General features: G+C 72.0%; 21 protein-coding genes and 1 pseudogene. 14 read left to right on the plus strand and 8 right to left on the minus strand.

The window, feature by feature from the left end:
* Positions 1-258: 258 nt before the first annotated feature.
* The 5 genes and pseudogenes from AB0E02_RS28565 to AB0E02_RS28585 all read right to left on the minus strand — a co-directional run.
* Positions 259-1,170, minus strand: a complete 912-nt coding sequence (locus tag AB0E02_RS28565) for a hypothetical protein (protein WP_362144159.1) — start codon at positions 1,168-1,170, stop codon at positions 259-261.
* Between the two features lie 954 nt (positions 1,171-2,124).
* On the minus strand, positions 2,125-2,355 hold the full coding sequence (locus AB0E02_RS28570) for a hypothetical protein (protein ID WP_362144162.1): 231 nt from the start codon (positions 2,353-2,355) through the stop codon (positions 2,125-2,127).
* Between the two features lie 2 nt (positions 2,356-2,357).
* Complete coding sequence (locus tag AB0E02_RS28575; RefSeq protein ID WP_030417345.1) at positions 2,358-2,612, minus strand: DUF6400 family protein; 255 nt, start codon at positions 2,610-2,612, stop codon at positions 2,358-2,360.
* 298 nt (positions 2,613-2,910) lie between these two features.
* The gene (locus AB0E02_RS28580) at positions 2,911-3,432 is read right to left on the minus strand and encodes a PP2C family protein-serine/threonine phosphatase (protein ID WP_362144219.1); all 522 of its coding nucleotides are present in this window, start codon (positions 3,430-3,432) and stop codon (positions 2,911-2,913) included.
* 858 nt (positions 3,433-4,290) lie between these two features.
* Positions 4,291-4,338: pseudogene (locus AB0E02_RS28585) on the minus strand (hypothetical protein); the annotation flags it as partial.
* Between AB0E02_RS28585 and AB0E02_RS28590 the strand changes: the two are divergent.
* Positions 4,321-4,620, plus strand: a complete 300-nt coding sequence (locus AB0E02_RS28590; protein ID WP_362144224.1) for a hypothetical protein — start codon at positions 4,321-4,323, stop codon at positions 4,618-4,620. The pseudogene AB0E02_RS28585 and the gene AB0E02_RS28590 sit on opposite strands and share 18 nt — an antisense overlap.
* Positions 4,621-4,638: 18 nt before the next feature.
* Positions 4,639-4,902 carry a hypothetical protein gene (locus AB0E02_RS28595; protein ID WP_362144226.1) on the plus strand — a complete coding sequence of 88 codons (264 nt, stop codon included), beginning with the start codon at positions 4,639-4,641 and terminating at the stop codon, positions 4,900-4,902.
* Positions 4,903-5,123: 221 nt separating this feature from the next.
* On the opposite strand, the gene AB0E02_RS28600 is transcribed toward AB0E02_RS28595, so the two are convergent.
* On the minus strand, positions 5,124-5,960 hold the full coding sequence (locus tag AB0E02_RS28600; protein WP_362144165.1) for a TetR family transcriptional regulator: 837 nt from the start codon (positions 5,958-5,960) through the stop codon (positions 5,124-5,126).
* A 663-nt stretch (positions 5,961-6,623) separates the two neighbouring features.
* Between AB0E02_RS28600 and AB0E02_RS28605 the strand changes: the two genes are divergently transcribed.
* The 7 genes from AB0E02_RS28605 to AB0E02_RS28635 all read left to right on the plus strand — a co-directional run bounded on the left by AB0E02_RS28605 (position 6,624) and on the right by AB0E02_RS28635 (position 15,394).
* The gene (locus AB0E02_RS28605; RefSeq protein ID WP_362144168.1) at positions 6,624-8,183 is read left to right on the plus strand and encodes an APC family permease; all 1,560 of its coding nucleotides are present in this window, start codon (positions 6,624-6,626) and stop codon (positions 8,181-8,183) included.
* A gap of 184 nt (positions 8,184-8,367) precedes the next feature.
* Positions 8,368-10,083, plus strand: a complete 1,716-nt coding sequence (locus AB0E02_RS28610; protein WP_362144171.1) for an amidohydrolase — start codon at positions 8,368-8,370, stop codon at positions 10,081-10,083.
* Positions 10,084-10,286: 203 nt separating this feature from the next.
* Entirely contained in the window at positions 10,287-11,699 is a 1,413-nt protein-coding gene (locus tag AB0E02_RS28615; protein WP_362144174.1) for an MFS transporter, read from the plus strand.
* Positions 11,700-11,898: 199 nt separating this feature from the next.
* On the plus strand, positions 11,899-13,215 hold the full coding sequence (locus AB0E02_RS28620) for a sugar ABC transporter substrate-binding protein (RefSeq protein ID WP_362144178.1): 1,317 nt from the start codon (positions 11,899-11,901) through the stop codon (positions 13,213-13,215).
* Entirely contained in the window at positions 13,212-14,150 is a 939-nt protein-coding gene (locus AB0E02_RS28625; RefSeq protein WP_362144181.1) for a sugar ABC transporter permease, read from the plus strand. The genes AB0E02_RS28620 and AB0E02_RS28625 overlap by 4 nt, the downstream gene beginning before the upstream one ends.
* Positions 14,143-15,069, plus strand: coding sequence for a carbohydrate ABC transporter permease (locus tag AB0E02_RS28630; RefSeq protein WP_362144184.1), 927 nt, complete (start codon positions 14,143-14,145; stop codon positions 15,067-15,069). Before AB0E02_RS28625 ends, AB0E02_RS28630 begins: the two co-directional genes overlap by 8 nt.
* 1 nt (position 15,070) lies before the next feature.
* Positions 15,071-15,394 carry a family 1 glycosylhydrolase gene (locus AB0E02_RS28635; protein WP_362144187.1) on the plus strand — a complete coding sequence of 108 codons (324 nt, stop codon included), beginning with the start codon at positions 15,071-15,073 and terminating at the stop codon, positions 15,392-15,394.
* On the opposite strand, the gene AB0E02_RS28640 is transcribed toward AB0E02_RS28635, so the two are convergent.
* Positions 15,384-15,794 carry an organic hydroperoxide resistance protein gene (locus AB0E02_RS28640; RefSeq protein WP_030416450.1) on the minus strand — a complete coding sequence of 137 codons (411 nt, stop codon included), beginning with the start codon at positions 15,792-15,794 and terminating at the stop codon, positions 15,384-15,386. The two genes, AB0E02_RS28635 and AB0E02_RS28640, sit on opposite strands and share 11 nt — an antisense overlap.
* A 127-nt stretch (positions 15,795-15,921) precedes the next feature.
* Here AB0E02_RS28640 and AB0E02_RS28645 point away from each other — a divergent pair, with 127 nt between their 5' ends.
* The 5 genes from AB0E02_RS28645 (at position 15,922) to AB0E02_RS28665 (ending at position 20,001) form a co-directional block, all read left to right on the plus strand.
* Entirely contained in the window at positions 15,922-16,371 is a 450-nt protein-coding gene (locus AB0E02_RS28645) for a MarR family transcriptional regulator (protein WP_201810913.1), read from the plus strand.
* 229 nt (positions 16,372-16,600) lie between these two features.
* Positions 16,601-17,866 (plus strand): beta-ketoacyl-[acyl-carrier-protein] synthase family protein, encoded by a 1,266-nt coding sequence (locus AB0E02_RS28650; protein ID WP_362144191.1) that lies wholly within the window; start codon positions 16,601-16,603, stop codon positions 17,864-17,866.
* Positions 17,867-17,905: 39 nt separating this feature from the next.
* The gene (locus tag AB0E02_RS28655) at positions 17,906-18,325 is read left to right on the plus strand and encodes an alpha/beta hydrolase (RefSeq protein ID WP_362144194.1); all 420 of its coding nucleotides are present in this window, start codon (positions 17,906-17,908) and stop codon (positions 18,323-18,325) included.
* A gap of 232 nt (positions 18,326-18,557) precedes the next feature.
* Positions 18,558-19,151: a hypothetical protein gene (locus AB0E02_RS28660; RefSeq protein WP_362144222.1), complete on the plus strand. Its 594-nt coding sequence runs from the start codon at positions 18,558-18,560 to the stop codon at positions 19,149-19,151.
* 133 nt (positions 19,152-19,284) lie between these two features.
* Positions 19,285-20,001 (plus strand): transglycosylase SLT domain-containing protein, encoded by a 717-nt coding sequence (locus AB0E02_RS28665; RefSeq protein ID WP_362144197.1) that lies wholly within the window; start codon positions 19,285-19,287, stop codon positions 19,999-20,001.
* An 86-nt stretch (positions 20,002-20,087) separates the two neighbouring features.
* On the opposite strand, the gene AB0E02_RS28670 is transcribed toward AB0E02_RS28665, so the two are convergent.
* A complete protein-coding gene (locus AB0E02_RS28670; RefSeq protein ID WP_362144200.1) occupies positions 20,088-20,279 on the minus strand; it encodes a hypothetical protein in 192 nt (63 codons plus the stop codon).
* Positions 20,280-20,467 lie beyond the last annotated feature (188 nt).

Raw genomic sequence — 20,467 nt, forward strand, 5'->3', positions numbered from 1 at the left:
TCGATATGCGGCCGGGTGCGCTGAAAGGCGATCGTCGCGGGAAGGTGGTTGACCGGTTTCGGCAGTTGGAGGTGCGCATTCTGCATCTCGACGCGTGGGTCGGGGCCGTTGGTCGCATGGTGAAGCTCCGTCAGCGTGGCCAGGCGGACCGGGGGTCGCTGGACGTGGCCATACGCTTTTTCGGGTGCAACCAGCCGGTCGCTGCTTAGGCGCCGCCTGCCGCTGAAGCGGAGAGTGTGGAGCAGACGCTGCGGGGGCTCAGGGAGCAGGAGGGGCGGCGGCTGGGCCAGTGGGGCCTTCCACGGCGTGCGGCAGAGGTTCGTCGAGGTGGGGCAGCCCGATCGGGTTGGGGAAGGGCAGCACGTCCGCGGCGAGGACGCGGCGGGCGACGGCGTCCAGGGCGTGCAGCAGCGCTTCGGTCTCCGCTTCGGGCAGCGCGTGCAGCATGCGGCCGGCCAGCCGGTCGGTGGCGTTCTCGATGCGTTCGCGTTCTTGCAGGCCGTGTTCGGTGGCGTGGCCGTCTGCGTCGACGAGGTCTCGGGAACGGAGGCGGTCCGAGGCGGCCGCCCATTCCTCCTCGCTCCAGCCTCGGTCCTCCTGGATGGTGTCCTTGGGGACACGGCCGGAGGCAGCGGCCAGGACGAGGGCTTCGCAGCCGTCGAGTCCCTCGTCGGCGAGTACGGCGAGATGGGCGTCGCCGCGGAACTCGCGCAGGGCGGTGACCAGTTGCCAGAGCCGCTCGACGGGATCGGCGTGGTCACAGAGGGCACGGTTGGCGGCGAAGAGGGGGCGCGCGGTGGCCGGTGCCTCGTCGACCAGTGTCTGGAGTGGGGGCAGGAGGTCGGTGGTGTGGCGTTCCAGCTCGGGGTCGATCCTGCGCAGGGCCTGAGCGGCGCGGCTGCCGCGTTCGTCGAGGATGTGCGCCGGACCGGCCACGCTCCAGGCGGCGGGCAACGCCCGGGCCACCATTCCGGGCGCGAAGACACCCAGTACGGCCGTGGCGGCGGCGGGTTCCACGGCACCCAGCGGAGCGGTACGGGAGGCGAAATAGCCCATCCAGAAGCCCCTGAGGCCGAGGTCCTTGCCCAGGGCGCGGCACTTCTCGTCGAAATAGCAGACCGCGTGCAGGGGCTCGGTCACCAGCCAAAGCGATCGCGCATGCAGCTCCATGCCTCGCACGGTACCGCCGCGGGGGATCCGGCGCAGCGTGTGGGCGCGCACTGTGGGGCGTGCGCTGTAGGGGCGTATATAAGGGGGCGGCGTGCCAGGTGGGGGCGTGTGATGTGTGGCGTTGGGCGCCCCCGGGTGGGCCGGGCATGTCGCACAGATCTCGGCCGCCCGTCGCCACACGTGGGCCGCCCGACGGGTCCTTTCCAGGTCCGTAGGAGATCGACGAGTGCAGGAGGGAGTCTCGGCGCAGGAGGTGTGCCCTGCCGAATGTCTGCGGCTGCTCCGGCAGGACGAGCCCTGGCCCCTGGAGCCGGGGACGACGATGCGGGCGGGCGGTATTTCTCACGCTGATGCGGGCCGAGAATCAGGGCGTCCGTCGCTTCGAGCAGCTTGCGGGCAATGCGCGGCGCATCTGCGCGCGCCTCGCTACCTCGGCCGGCGGGTGTACGTGCTGGCCGGCGCGAGGACGTTCTTGGGCGGCGAGGACGTGGCGTACACGCTGCAGGCCCTGGCGCGGGCCGTGGTGGTCGGTGCCGTGATTGTTCCGACGGCCCGGACGATCAATGCCGTGACGGGCACCAATGGAGAGGGGCGGGGCGCAGCGGGGTCGTGCGGTTGTGGGTGCAGGCAAGTCGCAGCGGGTCGCGCCGTTGTGGGTGCAGGCGAGTCGTGCCGTTGCGGCGGAGAAGGCGCTCGGCGCGGCCTACGGCCTATGGGGAGGCTAGGCGGGGGGGCTCCGCGGGGGGGGGTGGCGTATCTGGGAGGGAGCAGGAGGGGAGCTTGGAGGGGCGGGAGCAGGAGGAGGAATCCTGAAGAGCTGGGAGCTGGAGGAGGTGCGCGGAGAGGAGGTGCGCGGAGGAGGGGGTGCGCAGAGGAGGGGCGGGGTGGGGCCGGGCGGGCGATCCGGCTCGTGGGGCTTGGAGGGAGCTGCGGTCGGCCGTGGTGGGCCCGGTGTCAGGGCGTGGGGTGGCCGGCTGCGCCGAAGCCGGATTGCCAGGTCCATAGGTGGGTGCAGTTGGGGCATTGCAGGTGGAGCACGCTGCCCTTGTTGGAGAGGAGGTAGCGCCAGTGGGTCGTGCAGGTGCGGCCGTCGAGGCAGGTTCCGCAGTCCTGGTGGTCCTCGCAGCGGGGGCACGGGATCCAGGCGCGTCGCCCGATGTCGGCGGTGGGGTCGAGCGGCAGCATGCTCAGCCCTGCTCGGACGGCGGCAGCACGTTGGCGGCGACCAGCATGTCGTAGGTGGCCTGCTGGTCGGCGTCCAGGTCCGAGTAGAGGAGCCGGTGGGCGGCCGCCTCGTCCTCCATCACCGTGAGGGGGTCCCAGGTGTCGCCCAGCGCGGCGACGACTTCGGCCCTCCGTCGGGCTTCGTGGGCGGTGAGGTCGAACTCGAAGATCTCGGGCGGCTCGGCTATGTGGTCGTCCGGGGTGTTGCGGTCGTTCATGGTGCGCGTCCATACCACTTGCGGATGATTCGGACGTGTCTATCAAGTGGGGCGGCGCTGAGGAAGCGTCAGGGGGAGGGGTAGGTGCTTATGGGGTGGTTTGGGGCATATTTCGGCCCTGCGTGCGGGCGGTCGGTGGGCGTGGGAAGGGGTATCGGTTGGGTGGGTAAGCGGGAGTGGGGGGCCGGTTGGGGCGTCGATGAGATGGCACGGGAGTTACGTGGCGTCCGGGACGGGGGCTGTTCGGGGCTGATGGGTGCCGTTCGGCCGTCGATGGGGGCGCGGGCGTGGGGCGGTGTCATGGGGCGGCCGGCGGGGGTGCGGGGAGACGTCGTACGGCGACGACTGCGGCGTCGTCGCCCAGCTTGCCGCGGGTGTGCGCCAGGAGATCCGCTCGCAGGTGCCGTAGAAGCTGGTGCGGGCCGCAGCCGCTCCAGGCACCGGCGCGCTCGGCGAGGGGGTAGAAGGCGCCCTGGGCGTCCCGGGCCTCTGTCACGCCGTCCGTGTAGAGGAGCAGGAGATCACCCGGCTCGAACGGGAACGTCTCGACCTCGTAGGCGGGGGCGCCCGGCAAGCCGCCCAGACCGATGGGCAGCGCCGGCCGCTCGGGGTGGAGGGTGAGGGCCGCCCCGTCGCGTAGGAGCAGGGCGGGGGGATGGCCGCAGGTGATGGTGTGGAGTACGGGCGCGCGGTCGGGGATGTCCAGCAGTGCGACGGTGGCGAACGTCTCTTCGGGCTCGGGGAGGCCCCGGCCCGGGTCGGGACCGGGAGCGTCGGCGGGCGCGAAGTCGGGGATGGGGCTGGCGGAGAGCTCCGACATCGGCGTGGGGGCGAGCGGCGCTGCAGAGGCGGGATCAGGCGCAGGGGTGGGGGTCCGGGGTGGGGCGGCGGTGGGGCTCGGGGCGGGGGTGGGGGTCGGGGTAGGTGTCGGAGCAGAGGTCGGGGTCGGGCCAGGGGTAGGGGCGGGGCTTGAGGCAGGGGCGGGGCTCGGGGCAGGGGTCGGAGTCGGTGCAGGGGCAGGGGGCGGGGTCGAGTCAGGGGCAGGGTCGGTGCCTGGTGTGGGGGCCTGTCGGGGGCGGGGTGAGCCGGCCGTCTGCGCCGGCCCTTGCGGGCCAGCCGCACGTTCCGCCCCTCGGAGGCTGGCCGTCATCCGTTCCGCCCCTTGGGGATCTGCCGCCCGTTGTGGTCCCTCGGAATCAGCTAGCTGTTCCGATCCTTGGGGACCAGCCGCGCGTTGCGCCCCCTCGGGATCGGCTACCCGTTCCGTTCCCTGGGGGCCAGCCGCGCGTTGCGGCCCCTCGTCGGGATCGGCTACCCGTTCGGCCCCTGGAGGGCCAGCCGCCCGTTGCGGTCCCTTGGAATCGGTTACCAGTTCCGACCCTTGGGGACCGGCGGCACGTTGCGCCCCCTCGGGATCGGCTGCCCGTTCCGCGCCATGGAAGCCGGCCGCACGTTGCGTGCCCCCCGGATCGGCTACCGGTTCCGTTCCTTGGGAGCTGGCCGTGCGTTGCGCCTGTTCGGGATCGGCTAGCCGTTTCGCGCCTCGCGGGGCGGCGGCCGGTCGTTCTGCTCCCTGGGGGCCGGCTGTGGGGGTGGTGGACCACTGGCTGCTGTCCCAGCGGACGGCTCCGTCCAGGTGGCGGGCGAGGTTGGGCAGGGTGGCCTGGCGGTGGGCGGCTGCGCGAAAGGCGCCGAGGAGGAGGGCGGCGTGGCCGTATGCAGGCAGGCCCTTGCCGCGGACGTCGCCGATGATCAGCCGGGTGCTGGAGAGGGTGCGGGCCGCGGCGAAGAGGTCGCCGCCCATTTCCGCCTCCTCCTCGGCCGGCAGGTACAGCGACGCGATCTCCAGAGGGCCGCTGCGTCCGGGCAGCGGGCGCAGCAGGACCTGCTGCGCCACCGCGGCGACCGAACGGCTCTTGATCAGGCGGCGCTCATTGCGGTCCCGGATGACGGCGAAGAGGACGACCAGCGCGGAGACCACCACCAGCGCGGCGATCTGCGCCTCTAGGTTCTCCGTGGAGAGGACGTGGCGCGCCACGCCGATGAACACCTGGGCGGCGACCGCGAGCGCCCCGATCGCAGCCGTCAGCCAGGGGCCGGCGAAGGCCGCGGTGATTGCGGGGGCCGCAACCAGGAGGGGCCCGAGGTGGATATGGGGCGGCGAGAGAAGGTCGATCGTGCAGACGGCCGCGACGAGGCCGATCGGGAGCAGCACCAGCAGATGACGCAGTTCCCGTCGTCCCCGGAGGAGCGTCAGCCGTCTAGAGGACATGCCTCATGTTTGCACTGACGTGAGAGGAATGCCCGGGTTGTCCCTATATGCGTGATCACGTTCCTCGGAGGGTTCCACTGGGGGTTCCTTTGGGAGTTCCCCTGGGGGTTCCCCGGGGTTCCTCCGGGCCTTCCTCTGGGGGTGGATCGGATCGCCTGGCCAGAAGACCGGAGAGCTAAGAGCCAAGATCGGAGATCGGAGGTTGAGATCGGAGTCGCAGAGGGAGGGGCGGAGGCGACTCAGGAGGTGCTGTTGGGCGCTTCGTGGCGGAGGGCCTTGAGGAGGAGGTCGAGGGCGGGTTCGACGGCGGAGCCGGCCATGAGGGGGAGGTGGTCGCGTACGCGGTGCAGGCTGGGGACCTCGTCGACGGGCAGGGTGCCGTAGGCGGCGTGCCAGGCCCGTTCGTCCGCCGCACGCTGGGCGGGGGCCAGCAGCAGTACGCCGGCGTCCAGCGCGGCATGGCCGAGGACGGTGTCGACGAGGGCGTGGTAGTGCCGGACCGCGCTCGCCTCGTCGAAGCCGGCCTGGAGCAGCAGGCCGATGCCGGTGTCGACGGCCCGTTGCTCATGTGGCCGGCCGGTGACGCGGAGGGTACTGAAGACCGCGATCTGCGGATGGCGCAGTGCGGAGCGGTAGGCACGCAGGCCGAAGTCGCGCAGGTCGGCGGCCCAGTCCCCGCTGGGCGTGAAGCCCGTCATGGATTCGCCGATGAGCCGGTCGGCCAGGGCGAGCAGCAGGTCCTCGGTGTTGCGGAAGTAGCGGTAGACGGCGGAGGGATCGGCGCCGAGTGCGGCGCCCAGTTTGCGTACCGTGAACGCCTGCGCACCGTGGGCGTCGATCAGTCGGCAGGCGGTGTCGACGATGAGGTCGGCCGACAGCACCACGCCTGAGCTGGTCGGCCGGCGCCGTTTGCGCTCGGCCGGGACACGGTCGGTGGGGGCCCGGTCGGTCGGGACCCGGTCAGTCGGGACCCGGTCGGTCGGGACCCGCTCGGCCTGGACCCGCTCGGCCTGGACGCGGTCGGTCGGCGCGCGGTCGGTCTGCCCTCGATCGCGGACGCGGTCACTGTCTGGCACGCCGAACCTCTTTCTGTGCTCCGCTGGGGACACGCTGTTCCCCTCGGGATCTGTCGCCGGGTCTCGGCCCGGCCCGCCACCCTCCACCACCCCCGCTACCGCCCGATGCCTGCCCTACCGGCGCATTCTCAACCCCTTGCGCCGGCAAGCTCCTTGCCCTTGTCCAGGTCCAAGTGTCCGGTGCCTTGTCGGTGCCTTGTCCGGCTCCGTGGTCTCGTCCAGGCCCTGATCGGGCCCCGCAGTTGGGGCCGCAGCAGGGTGCCCCATGGAAGGCCGTCCCGCCTCGGCCAGGGCGGCCAGGGCGGCCAGGGCCCAGTTAATCACCAGCTCTCCACCAGGTTACGTCAACACCGTTGACACAAGCTTGCGGGGGCTGTTTCATCGGCGGACATCAGCGCCCCCGCGGCCCGCTACCGGCGACCCGTACCGGCAGAGCCGCCTCATTGCCGCCTCACTGTCGCCACACCACCGCCTCACCGCTGCCTGACTGTCGCCCCACCACCGCCTCCTTGGCGCCTCACCTCGCCACACCACCGCCTCAAGTCGCCCCACAGCCGCCCCTCACCTCCCTTGGGGCGCAGCCCCTCCCCTCCCCTCCCTCGGACGCACCCCGCCTCGCCCCCTCCCCCCGCCTCGTCCCTCCCCCTCCAAGGAGTCGATGCCATGTCCTCCGCACTGCCACAGGAACCCGAGAACCGCGTGGGTATGCGCCGCGCGCTGGGGGTGAAGGACGGGGTGGCGATCGCCGCGTCCAGTACCGCGGCCACCACCAGCATCGGCATCGGGATGGGCTCGTTGGCCGCGTACGCGGGGCGGCAGACGCCCGCGCTGTTGCTGCTGGCGTGTCTGCCCATCCTCGGCATCGCGCTCTCGTACGCCCGGCTCAACCGGACCGAGCCGAACTGCGGCAGCGGCTACACCTGGGTCGGCCGGACGATCGGCCCCTGGCCAGGGTTCATCACCGGGTGGGTGGTGCTGGTCGGCAATGTGGTCTTCATGGCGTACACGGGCGCGGTGACCGGGTCGGTGGTGCTGCAGTTCCTCAACAAGGCGGGCCTGCACAGCGTGTGGGGACTGCGGCTGGATCCGGGATCGACCGGCATCAGCACCGCCGTGGGACTCGTCGCGCTGGTCGCCGTCACGGTGACCGCCATCACGGGCGTACGTGCCGCGACCCGGCTGCAGTGGTGGCTGCTGGTCTTCGAGTACGCGGTGCTGCTGGTCTTCTGCGGCTACGCCCTGGTCGTCGGGGACCAGCCGTTCTCGCTGTCCTGGCTGAACCCGTTCGACATCGGCTCACCCCAGGCGCTGGCGCAGGGGATGGTGCTCGCGGTGTTCATCTACTGGGGCTGGGACGCGGCGTTCAGCGTCAACGAGGAGACCCGTAACGCCTCGGACGCGGCCCGTGGCGGGCTGATCGCCCTGGTGGTGATGGCGGGCCTGTTCCTCGTCGGCGCGGTCGCCTTCCAACGGGTGATGAGCACCGGCGAACTCGTCCACAACGGGCCACAGGCGCTCACCTTCCTCGGCGCCAAACTGGCCCCGGAGCCCTGGGCCTCGCTGCCGTTGGCGGCGCTGATGTGTTCCGCCTTCGCCTCGCTGCAGTCGAGCGTGATCCCCACCGCCCGCGGTGCGCTGGCGATGGCGCGCGACCGGACGCTCGGCCCGGTGTGGCAGCGGTTGCACCCGCGCTACGGCTCCCCGGCCGTCGGCACGCTGGTCATCATGGCGATCGCCGCGCTGATCGCCGTCCTCGCCGTCGGCATCCCCCAGCTCAACGACATGATCCTCACCGCGGTGAACTCGATCGGTCTCACGGTGGCCCTCTACTACGGGCTCACCGCGCTCGCCTGCGCGGTGCGCTTCCGCGACAGCCTGCGCCAGGGTGCGGTCCGCGCACTGCGGGACGTGGTCGTGCCCGCGGCGAGCGCGCTGGTGCTGTTCGGGCTCGGCGGCTACCTCGTCTGGGACTACGCGACGATGAGCGACCACTTCGCGATGAGCCCGGACAACGGCTGGTTCATGCTGGCGCTGCCGGCCGTCTTCATCCTGCTGGGGCTGGCGGCCGCGGCCTGGGCCAAGTGGGTACGGCACGCACCGTACTTCCGTACCGGGCAGGGGACGGACGCGGATGCGCTCACCTTGCCGATGGACGGGGACGGAGGCGGGGCCATCGCCCTGGCCTCGCCGCCTCCCCCCTTGCCCTCACCTTCGGACGGCTGACGGCCGAAGCGACAAGAATGATCAGCAACCCGCCGCCCGAAACCGGCAAGCCGTGAGCCGTAAGCGGTGAGCGGTGAGCGGTGAGCGGTAAGCCGCCACCAGCAACCAGCACGGTCACCAGCACAACCATCACCAACAACTCCAACACCACCTCCACCACCAACACCCCTGGAGCACCCGCAAGATGGCCCCCCGCACTCCTGCCCCCACCTCCCCCACCTCCCCCACCTCTTCCACCACCACGGCTTCCGCCTCCCCCGCCGATCTCGTCTTTCTCTCCGGTCCCGTGCACACCGTTGACGCCGCGCGCAGCCGGGCCGGGGCGGTGGCGGTGCGCGGGGAGCGGATCGTCGCCGTCGGGCACGACGCGGACGTACGGGAGTTGATCGGGCCGGGCACGGAGGTCGTCGACCTCCGCGGCAAGCTGCTGATCCCCGGATTCCAGGACGCGCACGTGCATCCGGTGGGCGGCGGTATGGAGTTGGCGCAGTGCGATCTGAGCGCTGCGGAGACCGCGGACGCGTACCGGGAGCTGATCGGCTCGTACGCGGCCGCACATCCACAGGCGCCGTGGATCACCGGCGGTGGCTGGTCCCTGGAGGCCTTCCCGGGCGGGATGCCCACCCGCCAGTTCCTGGACGCCCTCGTACCGGACCGGCCGGTGTTCCTCGTCAACCGCGATCACCACGGTGGCTGGGCCAACTCCCGTGCCCTGGAACGGGCCGGGGTCACCGCCGGTACGCCGGACCCGTCCGACGGGCGGATCGAGCGGGAGGCCGACGGTCATCCGTCCGGCATGCTGCAGGAGGGGGCGATGCGGCTGGTGGCCGACCTGGTCCCGGAGCCGACGATCGCCGAGCGGACCGCCGGACTGCTGAGGGCGCAGCGTCTGCTGCACAGTTACGGCGTGACCGCCTGGCAGGACGCGATGCTGGGCCGCGCCCCGGGCATCGCCGACGCCGTCCCCGCTTATGTGGCCGCCCGGAGCGAGGGCCGGCTGACCGCGCGGGTGACCGGGGCGCTGTGGTGGGACCGGGCGCGGGGCGCGGAGCAGATTCCCGAACTCATCGCCAAGCGCGAGGAGTTGACCGGCGGGCGGTTGCGGGCCACGAGCGTGAAGATCATGCAGGACGGGATCGCGGAGAATCACACGGCGGCCATGCTCGGCCCCTACCTCACCGCGTGCGGCTGTGCCTCCGACAACAGCGGGATCTCGTTCATCGACCCCGAGGAGCTGCGGACGTACGTCACGCTGCTGGATGCGGAAGGGTTCCAGGTGCACTTCCATGCCCTGGGCGACCGGGCCGTGCGGGAGGCGCTCGATGCGGTCGAGGCGGCCCGGCGGACGAACGGGTGGCGCGACACCCGGCCGCATCTCGCGCATCTCCAGGTCGTTCACCCCGATGACGTGCCGCGTTTCCGTCGGCTCGGGGCGACGGCGAACATCCAGGCGCTGTGGGCGGCGCACGAGCCGCAGATGGACGAGCTGACGATTCCGTTCCTGGGGAGCCAACGGGCTTCCTGGCAGTACCCGTTCGGTGATCTGCTGCGGTCGGGGGCCACGCTCGCGGCGGGCAGCGACTGGCCGGTCAGCTCGCCCGATCCGCTGGCCGCGCTGCACGTCGCGGTCAACCGCCGCGTCCCGGAGGCGTCGCCCTCGGTGCCGGTCTTCCTGCCGGAGCAGCGGCTCGACCTGGGGTCGGCGCTGGCCGCCTACACGGCCGGCAGTGCCTACGCCAACCACCTCGACGAGACCGGCAGCATCCAGCCGGGCAAGCTGGCCGACCTGGTCGTCCTGGACCGGGACCCGTTCGACGGAGCGCCGGAGGAGATCGCCGCGACCCGGGTGCTGCAGACGTTCGTCGGGGGGCAGCGGGTGTACGCGGCCGACGACGCCTGAGGCAACGGGGTCTCCTCTCCTCCCCCGCCTCGCACTTGGGCGTTCCTCCACACCCGCGCCGCTTTCCCGGGCGTGGTTTCGGAGGACGTGCGGATGGTTCCGGATGGTCGGCCTCCGGTCTACTGAGGGAGGTCTGCGGACGGGGGAGAGATGGGCAGGGGTGCGGGGCCGGCACGGTCCGGCGTGGCACGGGCGGGGACGGCGTGAAGGCCACGCGGTCCCGGTCGGCGTGGGCCGGGGTGCGGGCGGTGGTGGGGATCGCCGGGGTGGGCCTGCCGGTGCTCTCGTTCCTGGCGCGGTTGCCTGCCGCGCTGTGTCCGATCGGCACGCTGTTGCTGCTCACCGAGGTGGACGGGATCGGCCGGGCCGGCGTCGTGGCGGGGATGCTGTGGCTCGGGCAGGCGGTGGGCGGGGCGCCGGTCGGGCGGCTGGCCGACCGGCGGGGGCACCGGCCGGTGATCCTGGTGGCCTCGCTCGTCAACGCGGGCGTGATCGTGGCGCTGGTAGGGGCGGTGCTCGTCGGTCTGCCGGCGGCGGTGCAGGCCGTGCTGGCGGGGCTGACCGGGGCGACGATGCCGCAGGTGGGGCCGTTGTCCCGGACGCGGTGGAGCGTGCTGACCGCGTCCCGTGCGGAGGGCCCCGGACGGCGAGGGCCCGCCTCGGCCCCGGCGGACGGCCCCGAGCGCCACGAGCCCGCCTCGGCCCCGGCCGAAGGTTTTGATGGCCCTGAGCTCGCCTCCGTCCTTCCGACAGGCCCCGACGGGAAGGAGTTGACCGGGCGTGCGCTGTCCCTGGATACGACGATCGACGAGATCAGTTTCATGGTGGGGCCGGCGCTGGCGGCCACCGTCGTGGTCCTGTGCCACCCCGCGGCCGGCCTCCTGCTGGCAGCCGTGCTCGGTGCCGTGTGCGGGGTGCTGTTCGCGGTGCATCCGACGGCGCCGGGACCGGTGCGGACCGGACGGGTGGCGGCCGCCGGGGTCCCGCTGGTGTCGCCCGGGCTGATCGTGCTGTGGGTGATGGCGTTGGGGCAGGGGGTGATTTGGGGTGGCGCGAACGCCGGTGTCAGCGCGCTGAGCAAGGAATTGGGGGATGCGGGGATGGCCGGGTTCGTGTGGGGCGGGATGGCGGTGACCAGTACGCTGGCCGGGCTGGTGACGACGGCGTTGCCGGTGAAGCGGGATCTGACGGTCCGGCTGCGGTGGGCGATCGTGGCGCAGACGCTGCTGGTGTTGCCGCTGCCGGCGGTGGACGGGTTCGTCGGGGCGTCGCTGGTGATCGCGGGTATCGGGGTGGCGGTGGCGCCGCATCTGATCGCGGTGTTCGGGCTCGGGGAGCGCATCGCGCCGGCCGCGCGGATGGGCGAGGCGATGGGCCTGTTGGGGGCCGGGCTGATCATCGGGCAGTGCGTGGCGGCGGTGGTGGCCGGTCCGCTGGCCGAGGCGTACGGGTACCGGGCCGCGTTCGGGCTGAGCTGCGGGGCGGGGCCGGTGGCGTGTGCGGTGGCCCTGCTGTTCGTACGGGGGCGGTGGTTCGGTCCGTTGCCCGCCGGGGCCGTGGGCGTTCCGCCGGCGCCGGTGGAGGCGGAGCGGGAGCGCACCGGCCGGTCCTCGTAGTACCTGCGGCGCGGTGTCCGCCGTCAACTCACCGTCGGCGGGAGCAGATTGACAGCAGCCGGCCCACCCCTCCCCGCCGTGCGTTCCCTTGACGCCTCCGCCTCTCAGGCTTTAACTCACACCGGAAGTTAAGCCTTGAGGCCGTTCAGGACCTGAACATGGCCGGCCCTCGGACTCCTCAGAGAGAGGCGTATCCGTCATGCGCATACTCCGAGTCGCGACCGTCTCCGCCCTCGTCGCCGCGCTCGCCGCGGCGGCGTCGGGCTGCGGTGGCGGGACGAGCCCAGTGGGCGGGGGCAGTAACGATTCCCCAAGGACGTTGACGTACTGGGCGTCCAATCAGGGGCCGAACGTCGAGGCGGACAAGAAGCTCCTGGGCCCCGAGTTGAAGAAGTTCGAGCGGCGGACGGGGATCAAGGTGAAGCTGGAGGTCATTCCCTGGCCCGATCTGCTGAACCGGGTCCTGGCGGCCACCACGTCGGGCCAGGGCCCGGACGTGCTCAACATCGGCAACACCTGGTCGGCGTCGTTGCAGGCCACCGGCGCGCTGCTGCCGTGGGACAAGGAGAACTTCGCGGCGATCGGCGGGCGGGACCGGTTCGCGGCGCCGGCGTTGGCCGCGACGGGGGCGGCGGGCAAGGACCCGGCCGCGGTGCCGCTGTATTCGCTGACGTACGCGCTCTACTACAACAAGCGAATGTTCAAGGAGGCCGGGATCGGCAAACCCCCGGCGACCTGGGGCGAGTTGGTCGCGGCGGGCAAGAAGGTGGCGAAGGGCGGCAGGTGGGGGCTGGGGGCCGAGGGCGGGCAGCTGGCCAACAACGTCCATCAGGCGTTCGTGCTCGGCAAGCAGCACGGTGCCAACTTCTTCGACGCGGCCGGCAAGCCGGCGTTCACCTCGGACGGGGTGGTCGCGGCGGTCGAGCAGTACGTCGATTTCATGGCCAAGGACAAGATCATCGCGCCGGGGAACGCCGAGTACGGCCAGAACCAGTCGTTGCGGGACTTCGCGACCGGCCGGACCGCGATGGTGCTGTGGCAGGCCGCTGCGACGACGTTCGCGGCGGACGGGATGAAGCCGTCGGACTGGGGCGTCGTGCCGGTGCCGGTGCCGTCCGGCCGCCCGGGAGCCGGCCGGCGGACCAACTCGATGCTCGCCGGCATCAACGTCGCGGTCTTCAAGAACACCCACAACCTCGACGGCGCCCGGAAGTTCGTGAAGTTCCTGACGGGCGACGCCGAGCAGCGGCTGCTGAACAGGACGTACGGTTCGATACCGCCGGTCAAGGCCGCCCAGCGGGACCCGGCGTTCGACCGGAAGGACACCAGGGTGCTGCGGGAGACGCTCACCAGGAGTGCCGCGCCGCTGCCGCAGATCCCCGATGAGGCGCAGTTCGAGACGTCGGTGGGCACTGCGATCAAGGACCTGTTCGCCGATGCGGCGGCCGGGCATCCGGTGACCACGGCGTCGGTGCGGGCCCGGCTGGCCGAGGCCGAGCAGCAGATGGCGAAGTGAGCGGGTCCGCTGTGGTGCGTTTCGCCCGGCTGCGTCGTGCCGGCCTGCCGTATGTGCTGTTGCTGCCGGCGCTGGTCGTGGAGGTGCTGGTCCATCTCGTGCCGATGGTGATCGGCGTCGTGATGAGTTTCCGGGGGCTGACCCAGTTCTTCCTCGGCAACTGGGGTGCGGCGCCCTGGAAGGGGCTGGGCAACTACCGGGTGGTCGTGGGCGTGGACGCTCCGGTGGGTGCCGCGTTGCTGCACTCGTTCTGGGTGACGTGTGTGTTCAGTGTGCTGGTGGTCGGGCTGTGCTGGCTGCTCGGTACGGCGGCGGCGGTCTTCCTGCAGGAGGGTTTCCGCGGCCGGGGTCTGCTGCGGGCGGTGTTCCTCGTCCCGTACGCGCTGCCGGTCTATGCCGCGGTGATCACCTGGGCGTTCATGTTCCAGCGGGACGGCGGGCTGGTCGATCATGTGCTGCACGACCAGTTGCACCTGACCGGCGGCCGGCCGTTCTGGCTGCTGGGCGACAACAGCTTCGTGGCGCTGCTGGTGGTGGCCGTGTGGAAGACCTGGCCGTTCGCGTTCCTGGTGGTGATGGCCGCGTTGCAGAGCATCCCGAAGGAGCTGTACGAGGCGGCGGCGCTGGACGGGGCGGGGATGCTGCGGCAGCTGTGGCGGATCACGCTGCCGTCGCTGCGGCCGGTTAACCAGGTGCTGGTGCTGGTGCTGTTCCTGTGGACGTTCAACGACTTCAACACGCCGTACGTGCTGTTCGGGAAGGCCGCGCCGAAGTCCGCCGATCTGCTGTCCGTCCACATCTACCAGGCGTCGTTCGCCACCTGGAACTTCGGCACCGGGTCGGCGATGTCCGTGCTGTTGCTGCTGTTCCTGCTGGTGGTGACGGCCGGCTACCTGCTGGTGACGTCCCGCGGAAGGAAGCACGCCGATGGCTGACACCGCTGCCCGCCCGGCTGTCCGTGCGCCGCGCCCGCCGGTCCGCGGATGCCCCCGGGCCCGGCGCGGGGCCTCGCCCACCGCGCCGTCCCGGTCGTTCCGCTGGGCGCGCCGGATCTTCCTGACCGCGCTGACCGGCTTCGTGCTGCTGCCGGTGTACGTCATGCTGAGCAGTTCGCTGAAGCCGCTGCGGGACGTCTCGGGCGGGTTCCGGTGGCTGCCGAGCGAGCTGACCGTCCGGCCGTACCTCGACATCTGGCGGACCGTGCCGCTGGCGCACTACTTCGTGAATTCGCTGATCGTGGCGGGGTCGGCGACGGTCTGTTCGGTGGTGATCGCGGTGTGCGCGGCGTACGCGGTCAGCCGGTACCGGTTCCGCGGCCGGCGGGTGTTCACGGTGACGGTGCTGTCCACGCAGATGTTTCCGGGCATCCTCTTCCTGCTGCCGTTGTTCCTGCTCTACGTCAACATCGGGAACGCCACCGGTGTGGCGCTCTACGGTTCCCGGGGCGGTCTGGTGCTGACGTATCTGACGTTCTCGCTGCCGTTCTCGATCTGGATGCTGACCGGGTACTTCGCGTCGGTGCCGCGGGAGCTGGACGAGGCGGCGTACGTGGACGGCTGCGGGGCGCCGGGGGCGCTGCTCCGGGTGGTGGTGCCGGCCGCGCTGCCGGGGATCGTGGCGGTCGCGGTGTACGCGTTCATGACGGCGTGGGGCGAGGTGCTGTTCGCCTCGGTGATGACCAATGACACCACCCGCACGCTGTCGGTCGGGCTGCAGGGTTACGCCACGCAGAACGACGTGTACTGGAACCAGGTCATGGCCGCGTCCCTGGTGGTCAGCGTGCCGGTGGTGGCCGGTTTCCTGCTGTTGCAGCGCTTTCTGGTCGCCGGGCTGACCGCCGGTGCCGTCAAATGACGTGTGCCGAGAGGCGCTTGGCGGAGAGGAACGCCGTGACCGGACGGATCGATGTCGCCGCCCTGCCGGACGGCTTCGTCCGGGGCGTGGCCACGTCGGCCCATCGGATCGAGGGGCGGTCGAGGGCCTGCGCCGGGCGGCCCGGCGGGGTGCGCCGCTCGCCGGGCACTTCGCCTGGTCCCTGATCGACACCTTCGGGTGGGCCCACGGCCACGGCAAGCGGTTCGGCCTGTTGCACGTCGGCCACGCGCCCCGGGCCCGCACCCTGAAGGCCGGCGGACGGCACTACGCGGGGCTGATCCGCCGGCACCGTCCTACTCGATGACCAGCTCGACCGGGATGTTGCCGCGGGTGGCCTTGGAGTAGGGGCAGAACTCGTGGGTGGCCTCGACCAGCCGGCGGCCGGTCTCGCCCGCCAGGGTGTCCGGCAGCTCCACCCGCATGACGACGCCGAGGCCGAAGCCCTCGCCGTCCTTGCCGAGGGAGACCTCGGCGGTGACCGACACGTCCTTGGTGTCGAGCTTCATGCGGCGGGCGACGTTGCTCATCGCGCTGGCGAAGCAGGCCGCGTAGCCGGCGGCGAAGAGCTGCTCCGGGTTGGTGCCGGCGCCGTTGCCGCCGAGCTCGGGCGGCAGGGCCAGGGCGAGGTCGATCGTGCCGTCGGAGCTGACGGCCCGGCCCTCGCGGCCGTTGGCGGTGGCGGCGGCGGTGTACAGCGCGTCCATGGTGTGTCCCTTCACCTGTGGGGCGGCCGCTTCCCGGCCGCCCGACGGGTCCCACTGTCGCAGAGATTTACATTGCGCGCAACTAGATTGTGCACAACTTAAATGCCTGCCCGGCTAACCTGGAGCCATGACCACGCTTCCGCCGGACGCCGAACTGCTCCGCCTCGACCACCAGGTCTGCTTCTCCCTGCACGCCGCCTCCCGGGCGTTCGGCGGCGTCTACCGGGACGCCCTGAAGGACCTGGGCCTCACCTACCCCCAGTACCTGGTCATGCTGGTCCTGTGGGAGCACGGCGCCCAGCCGGTCAAGGCCATCGGCGAGCGGCTCCGGCTGGACTCCGGCACCCTCTCCCCGCTGCTCAAGCGCCTGGAGACGGCCGGCCTGGTGCACCGCGAGCGCAGCACCGAGGACGAGCGGTCGGTCACCGTCCACCTGACCCCGGCGGGCGACGGGCTGCGCGAGGCGGCCCTGCCGGTCCCCCGCCGGATCCTGGCCGCCACCGGCCTGACCCTTGAGGAACTGCGCACGCTGCGGGGCCTGTTGGGGCGGGTGACCGGCGCCCTCGACGCGTCCTGAGACCCCCGCGCGCCACGGCCGGCCGGATGGCGTGCCCGGCTTCCCGCCGCCCCCATCACCCCATTGAGTTACCACGGTTGGGGGCTCAACAGGACGAAGGCGTATAAAGAGTGGCCAAACCGCCGGGCCACCGGCGAGACCCGTCCATGACGCGGTGGGCGGCACGCCAACAAGCGGAGGAACGCCACGTGAATGCGGCAGAAGTTGTCCACGCCCCGCCGGTCCAGGAATGCCCCGCCCAGCGATTTCCGGTCACGGCGTGACGGCCCGCCGGCAGCCGTTCTCCGCGGCGGTGACGGGACTGGGCATGGTGACCGCGGCGGGCGCCACCGCCAAGGCCACCTGGCACTCGGTCACCCAGGACACCCGGCCCGGCGGGGTGCGTCCGCACCCCGAACTCGCCGATCTGCCCTGTGACTTCATGTACACCTCCGACCTGGACACCACCGAGCAGCTCGGTGTGGCGGCCCAGCGGCTGATGGACCGCTTCTCGCAGCTCGCGGTGATCGCGGCCCGCGAGGCGATCGCGGACGCCCGCCTGGACCCGGAGACCTGGGACGGCTCCCGGGTCGCGGTGGTCATCGGCTCCGCACACGGCGGGCTGCCCTTCTACGACCAGCAGAGCACGGCGATGGCCGAGCGCGGCGCCCGCCGGGTCTCCCCCAAGCTCGCCCCGCTGACCGTCGTCAACGGCGCCGCCAGCAGCGTCTGCATGGACCTCGGGGTACGCGGCCCCAGCCTGGGCGTGGCGACGGCCTGCTCCTCCGGGACCGTCGCCCTGGGCACCGCCCACCAGCTGCTGCGCACCGGGGCCTGCGACATCGCCATCGCCGGCGGTGCCGAGTCGCCGATCTCCCGGCTGCTGATCGCCAGCGCCTGCCGGATGAAGGCGGTCTCCACCCGGCGGGAGGACCCGGCCGCGGCCTGCCGGCCGTTCGACGCCGCCCGGGACGGTTTCGTGGTCGGTGAGGGCGCCGGTCTGCTCGTACTGGAGCGACCCGAGCACGCGGCGGCCCGCCGGGCGCCGGTCCGGGCGCACGTCAGCGGTTACGGGGCCTCCAGCGACGCCTATGCCGCGGTCGCCCCGGATCCCGAGGGCAAGGGCATCGAGCAGGCGCTGCGCACCGCGATGGCCGACGCCGGGGTGCGGCCCGGCGACGTCGGACACGTCAATGCGCACGGCACGTCGACGGTGGTCAACGACCTGATCGAGGCCACCATGCTGCGGCGGGTGATCGGCGAGCATCCGCTGGTCACGTCCACGAAGGCGATGACCGGCCACACGCTGGGCGCGGCCGGCGGCATCGAGACCGCGCTCACCGTGCTGGCGCTGGAGGAGCAGCTGGTGCCGCCGACCGCGAACCTCGACGTGCCCGATCCGCAGCTGCCGCTGGAGATCGTGCGGCAGCAGCCGCGGCGGGCGTCCTTCGACTGTGCGGTCAAGACGTCGCTCGGCTTCGGCGGGCACAACGCCGCCCTCGTGCTGACCCGCTAGGCGGCGGCCCTGCACGACGAGACGGCCCGGTCACTGTCGGTGCACGGGGCGGGCTTCGCCAACCGGCCGCTGCGCGCCCCGGCGCCGGTCACCGAACCGGTCGTGGTGCTGGGCGGCGCGCTGCGGGGCATGTTCGGCCGGCGGCAGATGGAGGACCGGCTGGGCCCGGTGCCGGACGTGGTGACCGCCGATCTGCCCGGAATGGGAACCGCCGATCCGCTGCCGCCGGGGCCGGCCCACGGTCTGCTGTGCGCCGCCCTGGAGCGGATCATCGACGACCTGGACATGCCGCGGATCAACCTCTTCGGCTTCTCCTACGGGGCGGGCCTCGCGTACGGGTGCGCCCGGCGGGTGCCCGGGCGGATCGCGCGGCCGGCCCTCGGCGGTATGCCCGCGCCCCTGACCGGCGGGCAGCCGGCGCTGTGGCGGCGGGGCCGCCGGCCACCTCGCGCACGGTGATGCCGGCACCTTCGCGACGAGGGTCACCGAAGCCCTGATGCGCCTCGACGAGGACCGGTACGTCACCCGGCGGGCGCCGGCGCGGCGGTGCGTCCGGCGGACGCTGCTGCACGCGGCACGGCATTCGCCCCATGCGGCGGATGCGCTGGGCCGCGCGCTCACCGACCGCCCGGACTTCTCCGGTGTGCCGCCCGAGGTGCACACGCTGGTCTTCAGCGGTGAGCACGACACGATGACGTCCGCGGAGCGGCAGCGGGCCTTCGCCGCGCGGATTCCCGGCAGCCGCTTGCTGACCGTCCCCGACACGGAGCACCGGGTGGTGCTCGAACGGGCCGAGGACGTCGCGGAGTTGGCGGCGCGGTTCTTCACGACGGACCGCTGGAGTGCGCCCCCGCGCTGGCCCCGGTGCCGCGCCCGACGCCGCCACCGGCTCGTGGCGGCGCTTTCCCGGAGCTTCCTTCCGTTGCGGTGGGGTAGGCCCGGACCGAGACCGCGAGATTCCCCGGGTTTGTCCCCGGCGATTAGAGGAAAGCGGCCCCTGCGGACTTCGCAGGGGCCGCTTTTCCTTTGCGCGCGGGGCCTGCGGGCCGGGCCGCGGGGTGTGAGCGGGGTAACTCCGGCGGGGGTCCCGAGCGGGGCGCGGGGGCGGTTCCGGGTGATGCCGGGCACGCGACGTACGTCACGTACGGCCATTCCTAGTCGAGGGCCGCAGGGAAGTGACGCCTGCATTTCGGGGAAAATCAGGAATTTATATCGGACATCTCTCCTCAAGTCACGAAGAGAGGTAGTACAACACCTCTTTGCCACCCTCCAGGGCGGGCGCTAACCATGTTCCGGGTAGCACCGAGAACGTCTGCGAACTCCGCCGGAGCGGCGAGCGCGGAAACGACCCTCGGTCCTCACGCGCCAACCGAAGGCCGCCTCCCCCGCCACCAAGCTCTGGAAGAGGTCACATCCGCATGCCCCGCTTCGCCCTGCCCCGCGCCGCCCGGAACGTCCGCATCACCCGCGCCCACAAGGCCTCCGCGGCCCTGGTGGCCACCGCGAGCTGCGCCGCCGCGCTGGCGTTCACCGCCGCGCCGAGCGATGCCGCGACGCCGTCCGCGCACGCACCGGCCGCGGTCAAGCCGGTCAGCGCCGACGGCATGCCGCTGACCGCCAAGGACCGTGCCGACGACGGCAAGAAGGACCGGGTCGTGGCGTCGTCCGTCGCCGACGGCCTGAAGGTCACCGCCGTCGAGAAGCAGGGCCGCACGGCCAAGGACGCCGCCAGCCGTTCCGTCGAGCGCAAGGCGCTGACCCAGGCACCGAAGGCCGCCCCCAAGGCCAAGCCGAAGGCCGCTCCCAAGCGCTACGCGAACAACCTCGACGGCTGGATCCGCCAGTCGCTCGACATCATGCACGCCAAGGGCATACCGGGCTCCTACGAGGGCCTGCACCGCAACATCATGCGTGAGTCCAGCGGCAACCCCAACGCCGTCAACGACTGGGACATCAACGCCATCAACGGCATCCCGTCCAAGGGCCTGCTCCAGGTGATCCAGCCCACGTTCGACCGCTACCACGTCTCCGGCACGGCCAACAACCTGGTCGACCCGGTGGCCAACATCACCGCCGCCGCCAACTACGCGGCGCACCGCTACGGCTCGATCGACAACGTCAACTCGGCCTACTGAGCCGCCAGTAGCACCTCCACGTCCAGTGGCCCTGCCCGCATCGCGCGGGTGGGGCCACTGCCGTTCTCCGGCCTTCGGGCGGGCCGTCAGTAGCGGCCGTGCCGGGCCGGGCCACCACCGAAGAGCGCGTCGAGCACGTCGCCGGCGAAGCGAAGTCCCGCCTCTTCCCTGGGAGAGAGGTGGTGGTGGTCGTCGACGGGCGCCGCGGCCGCGGACCCCGCGGCAAGGACGCCGGTCACGAGAAGACCGGTGACAACAACCCCAATACGACGGAGCATGAGCACTTCCCTACGGTGAGTGACGACTGTGTGGGTGTCACTGTCAGGGAGTCGGGGCCGCGCCGTCATGCGACAGTCCGGGGCGCTGCTGCGAACGGACCAGCAGCACCGCCGTATTGCCGTAGCGGCGGCGTCCCCAACGGCCGAGCCCGCGCCGTGCCCCAGGGCGCACCGGCCGGAAAGGCACA

This window comes from Streptomyces sp. NPDC048196 (assembly GCF_040652715.1).
GTDB classification, from domain to species: Bacteria; Actinomycetota; Actinomycetes; order Streptomycetales; family Streptomycetaceae; genus Streptomyces; species Streptomyces siderophoricus.